The organism is Pseudoduganella sp. GW821-FHT12E03, assembly GCF_058807115.1.
In genome coordinates, this window is the sequence record NZ_JBXAQJ010000001.1 from 128,303 (window position 1) to 146,014 (window position 17,712).

A 17,712-nucleotide genomic window follows, 5' to 3' on the forward strand; every position below is an offset into this window, starting at 1 on the left:
ATCGCATGAACTTTATGGATAAGAGCGCGCTTGAGCCGCGCACGAAAAAGCCGGACAGCGCGCCCGCCAGCACTGGCTCCGGCGCCGCCGCTGCTGCCAAGGCCAAGGCAGGTGCGCAAACGCGCCGCCTGCGGCAAGTGGAACTGTTGCTGGAAGTGTCGCGCCGCATGGCGGCCTTCGATACCCTCGATGAAATCCTGACCGCGCTGGTGGAAGTCACCACCGAAGAGCTCGATGCCGAGCGCGGCACCCTGTTCCTCAACGACGCCGAGACCGGCGAACTGTTTTCCCGCATTGCGCAAGGTGAAACCCAGCGCGAAATCCGGTTTTTAAATACGTCCGGGATTGCCGGCCACGTGTTTACCACCGGCGAGCCGCTGATGATTGCCGATGCCTATGCCGATGGCCGCTTCAACCGCGCGATTGACGAACAGACCGGTTTCGTCACGCGCAACATCCTGTGCGTGCCGATCCGCACCTTCAAGGGCGAGATCATTGGCGTGTCGCAGACGCTGAACAAGCGCAAGGGCAAATTCACCCGCAACGATTTGCAGTTGCTCGAAGCGTTGACCACGCAAGGCACGCTGGCGCTGCAAAGCGCGCGCTTCCTGGAAAGCATGAAGAAAGTGCGGCGCCAGGAAATGGAATTCATCGACGTGGTGTCGGAAGTCACTGCCGACATCAAACTTGGTTCGCTGCTGCAGCGCGTGATGGGCGAAGCCACCCGCCTGCTGAACGCCGAACGTTCGACGCTGTTCCTCAATGATGAAAAGACCAATGAATTGTGGTCGGAAGTGGGGCAGGGGCTGGAATCGATGCAAATCCGGCTGCCCAATTCCGCCGGTATCGCGGGCGCGGTGTTTACCTCCAACAAGACCATCAATATCCCGTATGCCTACGCGGACTTGCGCTTCAACCCCGCCTTTGACAAGCGCACCGGCTATTTCACCCGTTCGATCCTGTGCGTCCCGATTGTCAATAAAAATGGCAAGACCATCGGTGTGACCCAGGTGTTGAATAAACGGGGCGGCCCGTTTACCAGCGAAGACGAATCGCGCCTGCGCGCGTTCACCGCGCAAATTTCCATTGCGCTGGAAAACGCCAAGCTGTTTGCCGACGTCCAGCAAATGAAGAATTACAACGAGGCCATGCTGGAATCCATGTCGAACGGCGTGATCACGCTGGACGGCCAGGAAAAAATCGTCACCTGCAATGCGGCGGGCCTGGCCATCCTGCGCTCCGATGCCGCCGCCATGCTGGGCCGCCCGGCCCAGGAATTCTTTACCGGCCCGAATACCTGGGTGGTCGACAAGCTGCGCCAGGTCGAGGAAAACCAGTCGGCAGGCCACATGATGGATGCGCCGCTGATTGTCGGCGACGAAACCATTTCCGTGAACTTTTCCGTGCAGCCGCTGCTGTCGGTGGAAAAGAAGCGGATCGGCTGGATGCTGATGCTCGACGATATCTCCGGTGAAAAACGCTTGAAGGCCACCATGTCGCGCTACATGGACCCGAGTATCGCCGACCAGATGGTGGCCAATGGCGCGGAAATGCTGGGCGGGAAAAACGTCACGGCCACCGTGCTGTTTTCCGATATCCGTAAATTCACCACCATCACGGAGCAACTGGGTGCGCAGGGCACGGTGGCGCTGCTCAATGAATATTTCACGATGATGGTGGACTGCATCCAGCGCGAAGAAGGCATGCTCGATAAATTCATCGGCGACGCCATCATGGCGGCCTTCGGCATTCCGGTGCCGCATGAAGACGACCCGGACCGCGCGGTGCGCACGGCCATTGCCATGATGCGCGAACTGCGCGCGTGGAACCAGCCCCGCATCCGCGATGGCAAACTGCCGATCGATATCGGCATCGGCTTGAATTCCGACTCCGTGGTGTCGGGCAATATCGGCTCCAAAAAGCGCATGGATTACACCATCATCGGCGATGGCGTGAATCTGGCGGCCCGCCTGGAATCGGCGTGCAAGCAATATGGCGCGCATATCCTGATCAGCGAATTCACTTACCGCGCGCTGCGCGGCACCTACCGCGTGCGCGAACTCGATATCGTCGTGGTGCAGGGTAAAACCAAGCCGGTCTCGATTTACGAAGTGATGGATTTCCATACCGAGGAAACCTATCCGCATTTAATCGACGCCATGGGCTTGTTCCGCAATGGCGTGATCAATTACCGCAAACAGAAATGGGCGGCCGCGCGCCAGTCATTCCAGGAAGTGCTGGCCTTGCATCCCGGCGACAAGGCGGCATCGATGTATATCGAGCGCTGCGACCGGCTCGAAGCCGATCCGCCGCCGGAAGACTGGGATGGCGTGTATATCATGCAGAGTAAATGAAAATCCCCCGCAGTACGCTTGAACAATGGCAGGTGCTGCAAGCCATTGTTGAATGCGGCGGCTATGCGCAGGCGGCCGAAGCGTTGCACCGCAGCCAGTCGTCCGTCAGTTATATGGTGGCGCGCCTGCAGGAACAACTGGGCGTGGAATTACTGGAAATCGATGGCCGCCGCGCCAGGCTGACCAACAATGGCGCGGCATTGCTGCAGCGCGCCCGCGCTTTGCTCGATGACGCTTTCCAGCTCGAAGAATTCGCCCGCAGCCTCAATGACGGCTGGGAATCCGAATTGCGGTTCGCGGTGGACAGCCTTTTTCCGTCGGAATTACTGGTGCGTATCCTGCGCGAATTCGAACCGCTGGCGCGCCATGCCCGCGTCAACCTGGTGGAAACCATTTTGTCGGAATCGGAAGACGTGCTGCGGGAAAAACGCGCCGATATCGTCATCGCCAATTATGTGCCCACGGGTTTTTTAGGCGACGCGTTGCTCGATATTGAATTTGTCGCGGTGGCGCATCCGAACCATCCATTGCACGGATTGGGACGCACCATCAATGAAGATGATTTAAACCGGCATTTACACATCGTGGTGCGTGACGCCGGTGTGCAAAATCCCCGCGATTATGGCTGGCTTAATTCCACCCAGCGCTGGACCGTCACCAGCCCGGCCACCCGCAATGAAATGGTGAAAGCGGGTCTCGGCTATGGCTGGATGGCCACGCACAAAATCGCCGGCGAGCTGGAACGGGGTGAATTAAAAGCCCTGCCATTACGCACGGGGCAAAAGCGCAAATTGACCTTGTCGCTGATTATTGCCAATACCGAGCGGCCCGGTCCGGCCGCCTGCCAGCTGGTGCGGATTATCCGTTCCGTGATTGCCTGCCATTGCAAAGACAAGGGCGGCGGCTGCCCGGCAATGTAAGCCAGGTTATCGCATATCCAGTGGCGTGCCCTTGCGTGGACGCGGGAAGCCCCGATCGAGTTCAGCGAGATCGTCCGCCGTCAATACCATATCGGCCGCCTGGCGGTTCAATTGCACGTGTTCCGGGTTGGACGATTTGGGAATCACAATCACCTGGTCCTGGCACAGCAGCCACGCCAGGGCGATTTGCGCCGGCGTCACGCCATGCCGCGCCGCCACCGCCTGCAGGCTGCGGTTGCCCAGTAATACCCGCTGTTCGCCCGGCGTCGAGGATTCCAGCGGCGAATACGCCATGACCGGCACATGATGTTGCTGCGACCACGGCAATAAATTCCATTCAATGCCACGCCGCGTCAGGTTATACAGCACCTGGTTGGTGACGATGCCGTCGCCGCCATCCAGCGCACGGGCCTGTTCCATATCGTCCAGGTCGAAATTCGAGACGCCATAATCGCGGATTTTCCCGGCCTGTTTCAATGCCTGCAGCCCGTCCAGGGTTTCCTGCAGCGGCACGGAACCGCGCCAATGCAGCAGGTAGCAATCGAGGTAACCGGTCCGCAGCCGCCGCAGGCTGCGCTCGCACGCGGCCTGCACGCCCTTGAACGTGGCATTGTGCGGATACACCTTGCTGACCAGGTAAACGCTGTCGCGGCGGCCTTCGATGGCGTCGCCCACCACTTCTTCCGCACCGCCGTCGCCATACATTTCCGCCGTATCGATCAAGGTCATGCCCAGGTCCAGGCCCAGTTGCAGCGCGCGCACTTCACGCTGGCGGTGGGCCGCGCTTTCCCCCATGCTCCAGGTGCCGAGGCCGAGGGACGGCATGGTCCGGCCGGATGACAGTTGCACAGTCTTCATAGTGGCTCCGAGATAGATGTCGTTACACGATGTTACACGATCGTTACCATTTCAGTAATTGAGAACAATTCTCATTAGACTATAATCCTTCCTTTATGAATTATTTCCCCAAGTCATGTACAACGTTCCCACCTTGCGCCGCAGCGCGATTGCCTTAGCCTGCCTGACCCTGATGTCCAACGCTGCCATGGCTCAGCAAGCCGACTCCAACGACGCCCAGGTGGAAACCGTCCAGGTGACAGGCAACTGGCTCGGTTCCGGCCAGCGCAGCGTCAAGAACTTTGGCGGGGCGCGCACGGTGGTCAAGCGCGACGAATTCCAATTGACCGGTGCGGACAGCCTCAGCGATGTGCTGCGTTCGGTGCCAGGCGTGCAAATTACCGATAATTCATCGTCCGGCGGCAGCGCGATTTCGCTGAACATCGGCGTGCGCGGGCTGGAAGGGCGCTATTCGCCGCGTTCCACCATCTTGCTGGACGGCGTGCCGCTGTCGGTCGCGCCGTATGGCCAGCCGCAATTGTCGTTTGCGCCGGTGTCGCTGGCCAATATCGATGCGGTGGACGTGGTGCGTGGCGGCGGCGCCGTGCGCTACGGCCCGCAAAACGTGGGCGGCATCATCAACTTTAAAACCCGGGCGATTCCCGAGCGCGATTCCGCGATGGATGCGTCGCTGCGCCTGAACAAGTATGACGGCGGCAACAGCACGGCCATGGCCAGCGCCTTTGTCGGCGGCCGTATCGATGGCGGCCTGGGCGTCGCGATGATGTATTCGGGACTGGAAGGCGACGGCCCGCGCGCCCACAACCGCGACAAGGTCAACGATTTTGCGCTGAAATTCGCTTATCCGCTGAGCGCGACTTCGGAACTCAACGCCAAGTTTTCGTACTTCGACGCGGAGTCGGAAACCCCGGGTGGCTTGACCCGGGCGCAGTATAACGCCGACCCGCAAGCCGCTTTCCGCAATGGCGATTTCTGGCGCGGACACCGCAGAGGCCTCGACGTCAGCTATATCAATACCCTGTCCGAAACCCGCGAAGTGGAAGTGCGCGCGTATTTCAACCAGAGTTTCCGCGAGAGCTTGCTGGCCAACGCGCAGGATATCGGCCTGACGCAATTTGCCGGCAGCCCGCGCCACTACAATGTCGGCGCGATCGAGCCGCGCTATACCCAGCGCATCACCTGGGCCGGCATGCGCCATGACGTCACGGCCGGCTACCGCTACCTGCAGGAGCGCGCCGATGAAAAGAACATCAATTTCAAGGTGTCCGACCTGTCGCGCACGGAAACCCGCAATTCGGCGAACAGCACCGATGCCCACGCCGTCTATCTCGATGACCAGATCGCCTTCGGCCAGTGGCGCGTGACGCCCGGCCTGCGCTATGAGCACATTGACATGGGCCGCTACAACGTGCTGACCAAGTTCAGCCAGGAGTTCAGCAACACCAAGCTGCTGCCGTCGGTCAATTTGGCCTACCTGCTCGACAAGGCGACCACCGTATACGCCAACTACAACACGTCGTTTGGCAGCATCCAGCACTTGCAGCTGAACCTGCAAAGCTCCGCCGATGCGCTGCAGCCGGAGACCGCCAAGACGCTGGAGCTGGGCGCGCGCTATGCGGCCAATGGCTGGCAGCTCGACGCGACGCTGTTCAACCTGGACTTCTCGAACCAGATCGTGTTCGTCAACACGGCGCCGCTGTTTTATCAGAACCTGGGCAAGACGCGCCATCGCGGCCTGGAGTCGCGCGCCGAATACGCGCTGGGCGGCAAACTGGCCGGCCTGTCGGTGTACGGCACCTATGCTTACACCAAGGCGACGCAAGGGGAGGGCAAGTATGCGGGCAACGACGTGCCGTTCTATTCGCGCACCGTCGATACGGTGGGCGCGCGCTATCGATTCAGCACCGCCTGGGGTAATTTCGTGGCCGATATCGGTTCCACCCACCAGTCCAGGCAGTTTGCCGACGACGCCAATACCGTGGCGGAAAACGCCAGCGCCTCGCTGGGCCTGATCCCGGGCTACCGCCTGTGGAACGCCAGCGTGACCTACGTGGTCCCGGGCGACCAGCGCGTTGAAATCCAGGCCGGCGCGTCCAATCTCACCAACCGCAAGACGTATACCCGCACCACGGACACCAACCTCGGCATCTTGCCGGGCGCGCCGCGCATGGTGTACCTGAACTTGCGCACGGCGTTCTGACGGATTGGCCATGCCGCCCGCGCTGCGCCATTTGCTGACGTCCCTGCACCGCTGGACAGGTTTTACCCTGGGCTTGCTGTTCGTGCTGATGGGGCTCTCCGGCACCCTGCTGGTGTTCGAACATGAACTCGATGCGGCGCTGAATCCCGCCTTGTTCCATGAAGAGGCCAGCTGCGGCGCGCTGCAACCGGCGCCCGATGCGGCCATGGCGGCGGCCGCCGTGCAGGCGCGCTGGCCGGGCGCGCAGCCCGGCTTTGTGTATCTGCCCGGCCAGGCCGGCGGCGTCTACCGCGTCACGTTCAAGGCGCCCGGCGTGGCCGACAACGAAGCCATGGTGGACCGGTGCGGCATGGTGCTGGGCAGCCGCGACCGCCAGGCCGGCCGGTTCGATGCGCTGCACGTCATGCCGACCCTGCAAACCTGGCACTTGAATATGTTCCAGGGAAAAGAAGGCCGCATGGCACAAGGCTATATCGGCCTGGCGGTGGCGCTGTTATTGCTGGTGGGTTTGTGCCTGGCATGGCCTAAATCCGGGAAAGGCATTCAAAAATGGCGCCGCGCCTTGCATGTCAAACTGGATCAGCACCGTTACCGCACCCATTATGATTTGCACCGCGCCGCGGGCCTGGTGTTTATGCCGTTGTTATTGGTGCTGGCATTGACGGGTTTTTATAATGGTTTGCCGGAGCTGGGGCGTAGCCTGGTGGCCAGCGTGGCGCCCGTGGCCACCGACCGCCGCGCACTGGCGCTGCCGAAACTGGAAAAAGGCGAGGCCGCGATAGGCTGGAAAGCAGTGCAGGCGATTGCCGCGCCGTATATGACCAATGGCGTGGAATTAGTGGCCATTGCCCGCCAGCCTGATCGGGGTTTATATCAAGCCCGCCTGCGCCATGCGGATGACTGGCAGCGCACCGGCAGCTATCGCTTATTTATCGACATGCGGACCGGGAAAGTCCTGCAGATATTCAATCCGCGTGGCGGCGAATATGCGGACCGCTTCCTTGCCACGTTGTTCCCTTTGCATTCCGGCCAGCTGGGCGGCCCGATGGTCAAATGGTTGATTGCGTTCAGCGGATTGCTGCCGGCCCTGTTCTTTTTTACCGGTATTACTACTTGGTTACTGCGCAGGAAAAAACGTTCGGTGTGACGCCGGCATGCGCCCGGAGTTCCATCTACGCAATTCCCTTATTTTCATTCTTTAACGTTGTTTGATTTACGCATCACGCAACGGATATGCGCACGATATTAAAATTGACTAGAATAAGTGTGTCTTCTTATGGTAAATTGCGTTATTGAATTCTCACAGATTGTCACACTGGTTTTTCTCGCAACCATGGTCCAGTCGGGAAATTCGCCCACCATTGAATAAGGAAGCTGAGATGACTACTTATCAGGAATATCAGGCAAAAATTGCTGAACTCCAGAACCTGGCAGAAAGTGCTCGCAAGGAAGAACTGAGCAAAGCCAAGGAACAAATCGCGACGATTATGCGCGAATACGGTCTGTCCCTGGCCGATCTGGCTGGTGTTGGCAAGCCAGCAAAAACCTTGAAACCACGCGCCCCGGTTCCAATGAAATACCGTGACGACGCATCCGGCCAGACCTGGACCGGCCGCGGCCGCGCACCAAAGTGGCTCGAAGGTAAAAACAAGGAAGACTTCCTGATTAAATAAGTCAGCGTGGTCCGCGCCGCCCACGTGGTGCGCTTCTGAAAAACCGGCATGGCCCTCGTTGGCTGGTGCCGGTTTTTTTTGCGTTGCAAAGAAATGCGGCTTTCGTGCCGCAGTGACTTTCGTGCTGAAAGGCGACAATTTCAGGCGCTCATGCATGAAATTCTGGTTGATGGCAGCCAATTCAAGCAAAGTCGTGCGAAGATGAACCATGCACGAGATACCATTATTCCCGCTCAATACCGTGCTTTTCCCCGACGGCCACTTGCCGTTGCAAGTGTTCGAAGTGCGGTATCTGGACTTGATCCGTAAATGCATCGCCAATGGCGATGAATTCGGCGTGGTCGCCTTGTTTGCGGGCGACGAGGTGCAACGCCCGGAACAGCATGAAGAACTGGCCGCGGTTGGCACCATGGCGCGCATTACGCAATGGAGTTCGCCCGTCACGGGTTTGCTGCAAATTACCTGCATCGGCACGCAACGCTTCCGGATTGAATTGGCGGAACAGTTGAAACACGGCTTGTGGATGGGGGAAGTGGAAATGCTGGAACCGGACCGCGCGCTGCCGGTACCGGAAGAACAGCAGGATGTGGCCGATGCGCTGGGCGCGGTGATCCGCTCGCTGGAAAAGCGCCAGATGCCGCCGGCGCAAATGCCCTTGCTGCCCCCGTATAAACTCGAAGATTGCGGCTGGGTAGCCAACCGCTGGTGCGAATTGCTGCGCCTCGGCCTGGAGCACAAGCAGTTAATGATGGCGCAATTGAATCCGGTACTGCGGCTGGAACTGGTACAGGATGTGTTAAGTGAAAATGGCTTGCTGAGCTGATTTCCCGCTGGCCCCAGAATTTCTGCCATTCGTGGCTCTCGCGATGGCGCCACCGGCCCGTTATACTGATATTTTAGCCAACATGGGTGCCGGGCCTTTAGACCGGGCATCCACATATCAGCACGGAGCCGTCATGTATTGCCAGCCGCATTTCAAGCAAGCGTCGCGTGAAACCCTGCATGCCCTGATGCGCAGCCACCCGCTGGGCATGCTGATCGTCACGTCGCCCTCCGGCGCGACGGCGGATTTGCTGCCATTCGTGCTGTATCCGGACGAGGGGGAACATGGCGTCCTGCGCGCCCATGCGCCGCGCGCGAATCCTGTCTGCGGTGCGCTGCTGGAAGGGGCGGAATGCCTGGTGGTATTCCAGGGGCCGGAAGCTTATGTCAGCCCGTCGTGGTACGCCAGCAAGGCGGAAACCCACAAAGTCGTGCCGACCTGGAATTTCACGATGGTGCAGGCGCGCGGGAATGCCAGGCTGGTCGACGATGGCCACTGGCTGCGGCGCCAGTTGGACGATTTAACCGATGCCCACGAGGCGCGCATGCCGCAGCCGTGGAAAGTCGCCGATGCGCCCGCCGATTTCGTGGCCGCCATCAGCCGCGCGATTGTCGGCATTGAAATCCCCATCAGCGCGCTGGACGGCAAATGGAAAACCAGCCAGAACCGCAGTGCGGCCGACCGCGCCGGCGTGGTGGCCGGGCTGCAGCAGCACGGGGATGAAAGCATGGCGATATTGGTCGCCGCAACACTGGCGCAAACGCCGTAGGCCGGATTGGCGGCGCCAAGCCGGTATGCCCGCATGGCTACCGGCTTGGACCACATCACCCTCCGTGCACTTCCTCTTCCATCGCATGCACCCGCACCGACCACAGCACCCCGGTGGTCAGCAGCACGATGGCCACGGCCTCGAGCAGGCGCGGCCACTGCTGCTTGTAGATAAACCCGTATAGCAGCGCAAACAAGGTCTCAAACAGGATCAATTGCCCCGATAAGGTGACGGGCACGCGGCGGCTGGCGATATTCCACAAGTGATTGCCGATCACGGAGGCCCCCAGCGCCAGCAAGGCATTGGTGATCCAGAATGCCGTCCAGTCGCGGCCACTGGCGGCGCCGGCCGCGCCGGTGATGTCGGCATGCCAGATGGCGAAGGCCGCGCCGCCCAGCAGCAGCGCGATCAGGCCACTCGACAAGCCATACAGCGCCGACCATTCCGCACTGCTGAAATGGTGGTGCTGCTTCAGGTAGCGGGCATTGTCGAGCGTGTACCAGCTCCAGCAAAACAGCGCACCGGTGGCGCACAGCACGCCCAGCATGGTGTGCCACAGGCTGCCGCCGGCCGCCTGGGCATGGGTGAACACATCGAAGTTAATGCAGGCTATGCCGGCAGCCGTGACCATCAACGGCATGGCCAACTGGCGCAATGGCACCGCGCCGTGGTCCTTGCGGCCCATCAGCGTGACGGAAATCGGCAGCACGCCGATGATCAGCGAGGTCGGTGCCACGCCGGCCCATTTGACCCCCAGCGCCAGCAGCATGTAGTAGACGATATTGCCGGCCAGCGCGTGCCGCACCAGCGCCAGGCAATCGCTGCGGTCGAGCCGCGCCAGCAAGCTGTTTAAGCGGGGCAGCATCAGGCCCAGCGCAATCGCGCCGTACGCGGTATACCGTCCCACCGCCATTTCCAATGGCGTAAACGACGACAGTAGTTCCGGCACGATAAACACCATGCCCCACATCGCTCCGGCCAATAGCCCGCACAGCACGCCATTCCACATGATTCGGCTTTCCATTTTGAAAGGGTTGCCAGTGTCTCATATGCGGCCGGGTTTTGCGCACGCCGGGTATTGCAGGAAACCGGTCCATTCAGGCGCGCCGGCGGGCGCGGCCCACGTGGATTTGCATGCCTACGATCCGGCAGCCTACGCGGCTGCCGTGTTACCGTTCCTGGCGCGTCATTTGCGGCAGTCTGGCGCCGCTATGGCGCCGCCAGTTGCGCCAGTTGCGCCAACCCGATAAACCCCGCGACATTTGCCAGCACGGTTGCCCAAAACTTGAGCCGGAACGACGCTTTGACCGATTTGTGACGCAGCCATTGCTGCGCCACGATGGCGCCGGGCCAGCCGCAGCACAGGCCCAGCATTAATAAGGTGCTTTCGGAGATGCGCCAGCGGCCGGCCCGGGCGGCCGACTTGTCCAGCGCATAAAACGTAAAGCACACCATGCTGGCGATGGCATACAGCGCCAGCGCCCATGGCAGCCACTGTGCAGCCACGGCTTAGAAGTAGTTCAGGCCCAGCGCGGCCTTGACTTCATCGGTGGTGCGCGCCGCCACTTCGCGGGCGCGCATCGTGCCTTCCTTCAGCACCTGCATCACATAGCCCTTGTCTTTGGCCAGTTCTTCGCGGCGGGCGCGGATCGGCGCCAGCAATTCCTGCAGCACCACGTCCAGGCGTTTCTTGACGATGGAGTCGCCCAGGCCGCCGCGCTGGTAATGCGCTTTCATTTCAGCCAGCGCCGCCTTGTCGTTGTCGAACGCATCGAGGTAAATAAAGGCCACGTTGCCTTCCAGGTGGCCGGGATCTTCCACCTTCAGGTGCAGCGGATCGGTATACACTTTTTTCACGGCGGCGCGGATTTCGTCGGCGGTCGCGCCCAGGTTGATGGTGTTGCCCAGCGATTTACTCATCTTGGCCTTGCCGTCGGTGCCCGGCAGGCGGCCGATTTCCGGCACCAGCGCCTTGCACTCGACCAGCACTTCCTGGTTATACGTGCGGTTAAAGCGGCGCACGATTTCATTGGTTTGCTCGATCATCGGGATCTGGTCTTCGCCGACCGGCACCACCTGCGCCTTGAAGGCCGTGATATCGGCCGCCTGGCTGGCGGGGTAGGTCAGGAAACCGGCCGGGATATCGCGCTCGAAGCCGCGCAGCACGATTTCCTGCTTGACGGTCGGGTTGCGCTCCAGGCGCGCCACCGTGACCAGGTTCAGGTAATAGAACGTCAGTTCGGCCAGTTCCGGGATTTGCGACTGGATGAAAATCGTGGTCTTGGCGGGATCGATGCCGACCGCCAGGTAATCAAGCGCGACTTCCACCACGTTGCGGTGCACCTTGTCGATGTCATCCATGTTGTCGGTCAGCGCCTGGGAATCGGCCAGCATGACGAACTGTTTGTAGTCGTGCTGGTATTGCACGCGGCCGCGCAGGCTGCCGACGTAATGGCCCAGGTGCAGGGGACCGGTCGGGCGGTCGCCCGTCAGGATCACGGTGGGGGAGGTTGGGGCAGTGGTTGCTGCGTTGGTGACTGCGGCTGCGGGCTGGTCCATGCAAGGGTTCCTTTTGCTTGCCCCCGCTGTTGCGCCAACAAAAACGCCACCTGGCAGGGGCGGCGTTGACTAATCATTCACATCACTATTCAATGGCCGCGCTGGATCAGCGGCGCCACCAATATTGGCCACGCAATTGGCCTGGCTGGCAGAAGCGATGTGGTTGGGAAAATTTCATCCCGTTATGGTTGCACCTTGCCGCGGCCCTGTCAAGGCCGGGGCAAGGAGATCAGCCTTTCAATCGGCGCTCAATACCGGCGCGGATTGTTGGGTTGGGCATCGGCGCGGTTGGGCACGCCGTCATTGTCACGGTCGCGATCATAGCGGTTGGGGATGCCGTCATTGTCGCGGTCCCGGTCATAGCGGTTCGGAATCCCGTCGTGGTCGCGGTCACCGCGGGCCCAGCCGCCCCGTTCCGCCACCCAGCGGCCATTGCGCTCTTCCCACGTTTGTGGGCGATACACGTAGCCGGCCCGGTCACGGACCCATTTGCCGCGCATCCATACATAGCGGCGGCCATTCCAGTCCCAGTGTCCGGCCACCCAGGTGTAGCCCCGGCGCGCGTCGGGCACCACTTCCGACCGTGGTGGCGGCGGCGCGGTACGCACGATAATGGTGTCGGCCATGGTGGGCGCCGAGGTGGCGCCCATGGCGCCCGCGAAGGCGGCGGCAATCAGCAGTTTTTTCATGATGTGTCCTCCTGAACGTATGCCGCCACTGTAGGCTGGCTCTGCGGTGCGGTATGTGCGCGCACGCGCACAGTGTGGATGTTGCCGAAGGTAATCGTGTTCTGTACGATGGGACTTTGCTTAACGAGGAGCACATCCATGCCAATCCGCTTGCCGGGCGCCATGTCGTTGTCCCCGCTGTTGTCCCTGTTGTTGTCCAATGTGGCGCTGGCGCAGACGCCGCCGATGGCGCCGGACATCCCCGCCAGTTTCCAGGCCCCGGCCGGGCAAGCCGATTACATCCGCCGCGTGGTCATGATCCCGATGCGCGATGGCGTCAAGCTCAACACCATCATCATGATTCCCAACGGCGCGCAGCGTGCGCCGATGCTGCTGACCCGCACGCCGTATAACGCGGCGCGCCGCGTCCAGCGCAATGTCAGCCCGTCGCTGCTGGCGTCGCTGCCGCAGGGCGATGAATTCTTCGTGGCCGAAGGCTATATCCGCGTGTTCCAGGACGTGCGCGGCAAATACGGTTCGGAAGGCGACTATGTGATGACGCGCCCGCTGCGCGGCCCGCTGAATGCGACCAAGACCGACCACGCGACCGATGCGTGGGACACCATTGAATGGCTGGTGAAGCATGTGGCGGAATCGAACGGCAAGGTTGGCATGCTGGGGTCGTCGTATGAAGGCTTTACCGTCATGATGGCGCTGGCCGATCCGCATCCGGCGCTGAAAGTCGCGGCGCCGATGAGCGCCATGGTCGATGGCTGGCGCGGCGACGACTGGTTCCACAATGGCGCGTTCCGCATGCCGTCGCTGGATTTCGTGGCCAGCCAGACCACCGCCAAGGGGCGGGGCGAAGCCTTATCGAGCGGCATCTATGATGATTACGACAGTGTGCTGCGCTCCGGTTCCGCCTTCGGCTATGCCAAACGCTTCGGCCTGGACCGGTTGAATTACACGAAAAAACTGTTCGAACATCCGGCCTATGACCAGTACTGGCAAGAGCAGGCGCTGGACCGCCTGGTGGGCGCGCGCAAGCTGAAGGTGCCGACCATGCACATCGTCGGCCAGTGGGACCAGGAAGATATCTATGGCCCTTACGCGTCCTACGCGGCGATGGAACCGCAAGACCGCGACAACCGCATGAATTACCTGGCGATCGGCCCGTGGCGCCACAGCGGCGTCAATTACGAGGGCAGCAAGCTGGGCGCCTTGCGCTTCGAGGGCGACACGGCGCGCCAGTTCCGCCGCGACGTGCTGCAGCCATTCTTGAACCAGTACCTGAAGGATGGCGCGCCGGTGGCCGATACTCCGCCCGTGCTCAGTTACCAGACCGGCGCGGACCGCTGGCAGCGCTATGCGCAGTGGCCGCAATCGTGCGCCACGGGCTGCCCCGCCAGCGCGAAAACCTTGTACCTGCAGCCGGGCTTCGGCCTGGGTTTTGACGCGCCCAAACGCGATGGCCACGACGACTACATCGCCGATCCCATGAAACCGGTGCCGTTTGTGCCGCGCCCGGTGCGCCTGCATGATGAAAACGTGTGGAAGCCATGGCTGGTCAGCGACCAGCGCTTTGCCAGCGACCGGCCCGACGTGCTGGTGTACATGACCGCGCCGTTGACCGAAGCGCTGGCCATTGCCGGCGCGCCCCAGGTGGATTTGTTTGCCGCCACCACCGGCACCGATGCCGACTGGGTCGTCAAACTGATCGACGTGCACCCGGACGAAGTCCCGTCGCAACCGGAAATGGGCGGGTACCAGCAGGGCATCTCGATGGAAATTTTCCGTGGCCGTTACCGTGACAGCCTGTCGCAGCCGTCCGCCATTCCGGCCGGGCAGGTGCAGCGCTACCGGTTTGCGCTGCCCAATGCCAATCACGTATTCCTGCCGGGCCACCGCGTGATGGTGCAAATCCAGTCCAGCTGGTTCCCGCTGTATGACCGTAATCCGCAAACCTATGTGCCAAACATCTTTTACGCGCAACCGGGCGATTACCGCAAGGCCACGCACAGCGTGTATTACGGCGCGCAAGGCGCCAGCGCAATTGGATTGCCGGTGATCGAATACCGCCCGTAAGGAACAAGCAGGGCGGGGGCGTCAGCGCGCCCGCACGCTTTCGGCCAGCCACTCCTGCCGGTAGATGCGCTGGAACGCTTCCAGGATCGCCGGCGACTTCGCCACCTTTTCCATCAGCTCGCGCAGGGTGGCCTGGTCTTCCGGCGTCAGGGAATGACGGGAAATGTAGATGCCGCTGGTATTCCACTGCAATTCCGGAATCGGTTCCACCCGCAGCCGATCGCCGAGTCCCGCCACGCGCGGGTCGCGCTGCACCGCGCCGTGGAACGTGGTGGGGCCCATGATGGTGACGTCGATGGCGCCGGCCTGCATCAGGCGGGCGATGGCGACCGTGTCGACTTCCTGGTACAGGCGGCCCTGGCGCGCCAGTTCCCGCACCAGCCACTGGTATTGTTCACCGAAATCATAGCCGCGCACCACGGCCACCCGCAGTTCCTTGCGGTCCAGCAGCTCTTGCGCGGACGCCAGCGGCGCGCGCGCACCGTTGGCCAGCGACAGCAGGGTGGCGCGGTGGCTGATCATGGGGACGAAGATGCCGTGCTTGTCGCGCGCCGGCGTGCGCGACGCGGGCATCAGGATATCGGCCTTGCCCATTTCAAACAGCACTTCCAGCCGGGCGCGCGGCACCACGGAATACACGAACTTGCAGCCGGCTTTCAGCGCGGCGCCCTGAAACGCTTCCGGGTAAATGCCGCCCACGGCGCCATTCTCCAGCTGCGTGGTGCTCATGCCGATCAGCGCGACCGGCACCTGGATGTCGCGCGAGCAGGGCGTGGCCGTTTCGGCGTGGGCGTGGCCCGTCAGCGCTGCCGCCAGCAGGGCGGCAGTCATGAAGCGGTACATCATGCGGTTTGTCCCCGGGCGTGGCGGCGCGCGGCAAAATACCGGTAGGCCACCAGGATGGCAATGGCTTGCATGGCCGAACAGGTGAAGAAGCTGGCGCCGATGCGCCAGTCATCCGGCGGCAGATGGCTGACCTTGCCGAGCATGAAACTGCCCAGCAGCGGCATCAGGATGGCGCCCAGGCTGCTGATCGATTGCAGCGACCCCATCAGCTCACCTTGCTCGTTGGCCGGCGTGGCCTTGGAAATAATGCCTTGCAGCGAAGGGCCGGCGGCAAAGGCCAGCAAGTTGCAGCAGATGAACAGATACATCATCCAGCCCTGCGTGGCCAGGCCATACAACAGGTAGGTGACGCCGCCGGACGCCAGTCCGATCAAGGTCAGGCGCACTTCGCCGAAGACACGCATGAACACGCCCAGCAAGCCGGCCTGCACCACGGCCGCCGCCATGCCGACGCAAAACAGCGCGAGGCCGTTTTGTCCGGTACTCCAGTTGAAGCGGAAGCTGGTATACAGCACCCAGGTCGATTGCAGCATCATCTGCGCGCAGGTCATCAGCGCAAAGGCAATCACCAGGCCACGGATATCGTCCCGCGCGGCCAGCTTGATGACAGCGGCCAGCGGATTCACGCGCGCCAGCTTGAACGGCGCGCGCTGCGCTTCCGGCAAGGATTCGGGTACGCAGAAGTAACCGTACAGGAAATTGGCGGCCGACAGCGCCGCCGCCGCATAGAACGGCAATTGCAGGTTGACGTCGCCCAAGAGGCCACCCAGCATCGGGCCGGCAATGAAGCCCAGGCCGAACGCCGCGCCGATTTTGCCAAAACTCTTGGCGCGGTTTTCATGGGTGGAAATGTCCGACGCGTAGGCCGACGCCACCGACATGCTGGCCGACGACATGCCGCCGATCACGCGGCCGATGAACATGAAGGCCAGGCTGGGCGCCAGCGCTGTCGACAGGAAGTTGATGCACATGCCGGCCATCGAATACAGCAGCACCGGACGGCGTCCCACGCGGTCGCTGATCGCGCCCAGCATCGGCATGAAGATGAATTGCATCAGGCCGAATACCGCGCCCATCACGCCATACCACAGCGCCTGCGCTTCCTTGTCATGCACATATTCGCCGACCAGGATCGGCAGCACGGGCACGACAAGGCCGATGCCCAGCATGTCGATGAACACGCACACCAGGACGAAATTCAAGTTGCCTTTGGACGGCGCCGGAGTAGGTTCCACGGGTGCTGGCGTCATGCGGCGGGCACTTCAGGGCGTGGCGGGGCTCGCTGCCCACTCGGCAATGAAACTGTCGCGGAACGCGGCCAGTTCGGTCAATCGGGCCTGGCCCATGCGGCGGCCCGCCTCGGTCTGCATTTTCGCCGGCAGGGTCGCCAGCTTGACTTCGATGTGGTCGAGCGAATACATCTTGTCATCGAGTTCGCGGTGCAGCGCCATCGGGTCATCGGCGTGCGCCAGTGCGCACCCCATGCGGCCGGCCGTATAAAACATGCGGGCCAGGCCGACGGCGCCGAGCGCATCGAGGCGGTCGGCATCCTGCACGATTTTCGCCTCGATGGTTTCCGGCGTCAGGCCGGCGGAAAAACTGTGGCATTCAATCGCGTGCGCCACGGCAGCCAGGCGGTTCGACGGGAAGCCCAGCGCCGCCAACTGGCGGCTGGCCAGCAGCGCGGCCTGGCGCGAAGCCAGGTGGCGTTCCGGATGGTTTTTCGGCAGGTTAACGAGGTCGTGCAGGTAGCAGGCGGCCAGCACAACCAGCGCATCCGCTTCCGGATAATCGTCCATCAGCTGGGTGGCGTTGCGCCACACGCGATGCAGGTGATTGGTGTCATGCGCGCCATCGTCACCAAAGGCGCTGGCCGCCAGCGCCACCAGGCGCGGATGCCAACTGCTCAACAACGTATTCATTGGTCTCCAGTCATTCTGGCCACCCTGTGCTTGCG

Annotated in this window: 16 protein-coding genes; 8 read left to right on the forward strand and 8 right to left on the reverse strand. The window is 61.9% G+C overall.

The window, feature by feature from the left end; all coding sequences use genetic code 11:
- Positions 1 to 5: 5 nt before the first annotated feature.
- Together AC1RRC_RS00540 and AC1RRC_RS00545 are read left to right on the forward strand one after the other, a co-directional pair.
- The gene (locus tag AC1RRC_RS00540) at positions 6 to 2,354 is read left to right on the forward strand and encodes a GAF domain-containing protein (RefSeq protein WP_493053286.1); all 2,349 of its coding nucleotides are present in this window, start codon (positions 6 to 8) and stop codon (positions 2,352 to 2,354) included.
- Positions 2,351 to 3,274, forward strand: coding sequence for a LysR family transcriptional regulator (locus AC1RRC_RS00545; RefSeq protein WP_493053287.1), 924 nt, complete (start codon positions 2,351 to 2,353; stop codon positions 3,272 to 3,274). Before AC1RRC_RS00540 ends, AC1RRC_RS00545 begins: the two co-directional genes overlap by 4 nt.
- A gap of 6 nt (positions 3,275 to 3,280) precedes the next feature.
- Here AC1RRC_RS00545 and AC1RRC_RS00550 read toward each other — a convergent pair whose 3' ends face one another.
- Positions 3,281 to 4,132, reverse strand: a complete 852-nt coding sequence (locus AC1RRC_RS00550) for an aldo/keto reductase (protein WP_493053288.1) — start codon at positions 4,130 to 4,132, stop codon at positions 3,281 to 3,283.
- 115 nt (positions 4,133 to 4,247) lie between these two features.
- Between AC1RRC_RS00550 and AC1RRC_RS00555 the strand changes: the two genes are divergently transcribed.
- From AC1RRC_RS00555 to AC1RRC_RS00575, 5 genes are all read left to right on the forward strand, one after another.
- Positions 4,248 to 6,332 carry a TonB-dependent receptor family protein gene (locus tag AC1RRC_RS00555; protein ID WP_493053289.1) on the forward strand — a complete coding sequence of 695 codons (2,085 nt, stop codon included), beginning with the start codon at positions 4,248 to 4,250 and terminating at the stop codon, positions 6,330 to 6,332.
- Between the two features lie 10 nt (positions 6,333 to 6,342).
- On the forward strand, positions 6,343 to 7,479 hold the full coding sequence (locus AC1RRC_RS00560) for a PepSY-associated TM helix domain-containing protein (RefSeq protein ID WP_493053290.1): 1,137 nt from the start codon (positions 6,343 to 6,345) through the stop codon (positions 7,477 to 7,479).
- Between the two features lie 232 nt (positions 7,480 to 7,711).
- Complete coding sequence (locus AC1RRC_RS00565; RefSeq protein ID WP_493053291.1) at positions 7,712 to 8,005, forward strand: H-NS histone family protein; 294 nt, start codon at positions 7,712 to 7,714, stop codon at positions 8,003 to 8,005.
- A gap of 208 nt (positions 8,006 to 8,213) precedes the next feature.
- Complete coding sequence (locus tag AC1RRC_RS00570) at positions 8,214 to 8,828, forward strand: LON peptidase substrate-binding domain-containing protein (RefSeq protein WP_493053292.1); 615 nt, start codon at positions 8,214 to 8,216, stop codon at positions 8,826 to 8,828.
- Between the two features lie 133 nt (positions 8,829 to 8,961).
- The gene (locus tag AC1RRC_RS00575; RefSeq protein ID WP_493053293.1) at positions 8,962 to 9,597 is read left to right on the forward strand and encodes an FMN-binding negative transcriptional regulator; all 636 of its coding nucleotides are present in this window, start codon (positions 8,962 to 8,964) and stop codon (positions 9,595 to 9,597) included.
- A gap of 55 nt (positions 9,598 to 9,652) precedes the next feature.
- Here AC1RRC_RS00575 and AC1RRC_RS00580 read toward each other — a convergent pair whose 3' ends face one another.
- The 4 genes from AC1RRC_RS00580 to AC1RRC_RS00595 all read right to left on the reverse strand — a co-directional run bounded on the left by AC1RRC_RS00580 (position 9,653) and on the right by AC1RRC_RS00595 (position 12,845).
- Positions 9,653 to 10,606: a DMT family transporter gene (locus AC1RRC_RS00580; protein ID WP_493053936.1), complete on the reverse strand. Its 954-nt coding sequence runs from the start codon at positions 10,604 to 10,606 to the stop codon at positions 9,653 to 9,655.
- A gap of 200 nt (positions 10,607 to 10,806) precedes the next feature.
- Positions 10,807 to 11,103 (reverse strand): DUF1294 domain-containing protein, encoded by a 297-nt coding sequence (locus AC1RRC_RS00585; RefSeq protein WP_493053294.1) that lies wholly within the window; start codon positions 11,101 to 11,103, stop codon positions 10,807 to 10,809.
- Between the two features lie 3 nt (positions 11,104 to 11,106).
- A complete protein-coding gene (trpS, locus tag AC1RRC_RS00590; protein WP_493053295.1) occupies positions 11,107 to 12,156 on the reverse strand; it encodes a tryptophan--tRNA ligase in 1,050 nt (349 codons plus the stop codon).
- A gap of 248 nt (positions 12,157 to 12,404) precedes the next feature.
- Complete coding sequence (locus AC1RRC_RS00595; protein WP_493053296.1) at positions 12,405 to 12,845, reverse strand: YXWGXW repeat-containing protein; 441 nt, start codon at positions 12,843 to 12,845, stop codon at positions 12,405 to 12,407.
- A gap of 138 nt (positions 12,846 to 12,983) precedes the next feature.
- On the opposite strand from AC1RRC_RS00595, the gene AC1RRC_RS00600 reads away from it, so the two are divergent.
- Positions 12,984 to 14,909: a CocE/NonD family hydrolase gene (locus tag AC1RRC_RS00600; protein ID WP_493053297.1), complete on the forward strand. Its 1,926-nt coding sequence runs from the start codon at positions 12,984 to 12,986 to the stop codon at positions 14,907 to 14,909.
- Between the two features lie 21 nt (positions 14,910 to 14,930).
- Here the strand turns inward: AC1RRC_RS00600 and AC1RRC_RS00605 are convergent, their stop codons facing one another.
- The 3 genes from AC1RRC_RS00605 to AC1RRC_RS00615 are packed head-to-tail and all read right to left on the reverse strand — an operon-like array spanning position 14,931 to position 17,677.
- A complete protein-coding gene (locus AC1RRC_RS00605) occupies positions 14,931 to 15,755 on the reverse strand; it encodes a substrate-binding periplasmic protein (RefSeq protein ID WP_493053298.1) in 825 nt (274 codons plus the stop codon).
- Entirely contained in the window at positions 15,752 to 17,005 is a 1,254-nt protein-coding gene (locus AC1RRC_RS00610) for an MFS transporter (RefSeq protein WP_493053299.1), read from the reverse strand. Before AC1RRC_RS00610 ends, AC1RRC_RS00605 begins: the two co-directional genes overlap by 4 nt.
- Before the next feature lie 12 nt (positions 17,006 to 17,017).
- Entirely contained in the window at positions 17,018 to 17,677 is a 660-nt protein-coding gene (locus AC1RRC_RS00615; protein ID WP_493053300.1) for an HD domain-containing protein, read from the reverse strand.
- Positions 17,678 to 17,712: the final 35 nt, after the last annotated feature.

Excerpts from the sequence above, each read along its gene's own strand:
- AC1RRC_RS00540 (WP_493053286.1), top strand. The coding sequence starts at position 6 with ATGAACTTTATGGATAAGAGCGCGCTTGAGCCGCGCACGAAAAAGCCG.
- AC1RRC_RS00545 (WP_493053287.1), top strand. The coding sequence starts at position 2,351 with ATGAAAATCCCCCGCAGTACGCTTGAACAATGGCAGGTGCTGCAAGCC.
- AC1RRC_RS00550 (WP_493053288.1), bottom strand. The coding sequence starts at position 4,132 with ATGAAGACTGTGCAACTGTCATCCGGCCGGACCATGCCGTCCCTCGGC.
- AC1RRC_RS00555 (WP_493053289.1), top strand. The coding sequence starts at position 4,248 with ATGTACAACGTTCCCACCTTGCGCCGCAGCGCGATTGCCTTAGCCTGC.
- AC1RRC_RS00560 (WP_493053290.1), top strand. The coding sequence starts at position 6,343 with ATGCCGCCCGCGCTGCGCCATTTGCTGACGTCCCTGCACCGCTGGACA.
- AC1RRC_RS00565 (WP_493053291.1), top strand. The coding sequence starts at position 7,712 with ATGACTACTTATCAGGAATATCAGGCAAAAATTGCTGAACTCCAGAAC.
- AC1RRC_RS00570 (WP_493053292.1), top strand. The coding sequence starts at position 8,214 with ATGCACGAGATACCATTATTCCCGCTCAATACCGTGCTTTTCCCCGAC.
- AC1RRC_RS00575 (WP_493053293.1), top strand. The coding sequence starts at position 8,962 with ATGTATTGCCAGCCGCATTTCAAGCAAGCGTCGCGTGAAACCCTGCAT.
- AC1RRC_RS00580 (WP_493053936.1), bottom strand. The coding sequence starts at position 10,606 with ATGTGGAATGGCGTGCTGTGCGGGCTATTGGCCGGAGCGATGTGGGGC.
- trpS (WP_493053295.1), bottom strand. The coding sequence starts at position 12,156 with ATGGACCAGCCCGCAGCCGCAGTCACCAACGCAGCAACCACTGCCCCA.
- AC1RRC_RS00595 (WP_493053296.1), bottom strand. The coding sequence starts at position 12,845 with ATGAAAAAACTGCTGATTGCCGCCGCCTTCGCGGGCGCCATGGGCGCC.
- AC1RRC_RS00600 (WP_493053297.1), top strand. The coding sequence starts at position 12,984 with ATGCCAATCCGCTTGCCGGGCGCCATGTCGTTGTCCCCGCTGTTGTCC.
- AC1RRC_RS00605 (WP_493053298.1), bottom strand. The coding sequence starts at position 15,755 with ATGATGTACCGCTTCATGACTGCCGCCCTGCTGGCGGCAGCGCTGACG.
- AC1RRC_RS00610 (WP_493053299.1), bottom strand. The coding sequence starts at position 17,005 with ATGACGCCAGCACCCGTGGAACCTACTCCGGCGCCGTCCAAAGGCAAC.
- AC1RRC_RS00615 (WP_493053300.1), bottom strand. The coding sequence starts at position 17,677 with ATGAATACGTTGTTGAGCAGTTGGCATCCGCGCCTGGTGGCGCTGGCG.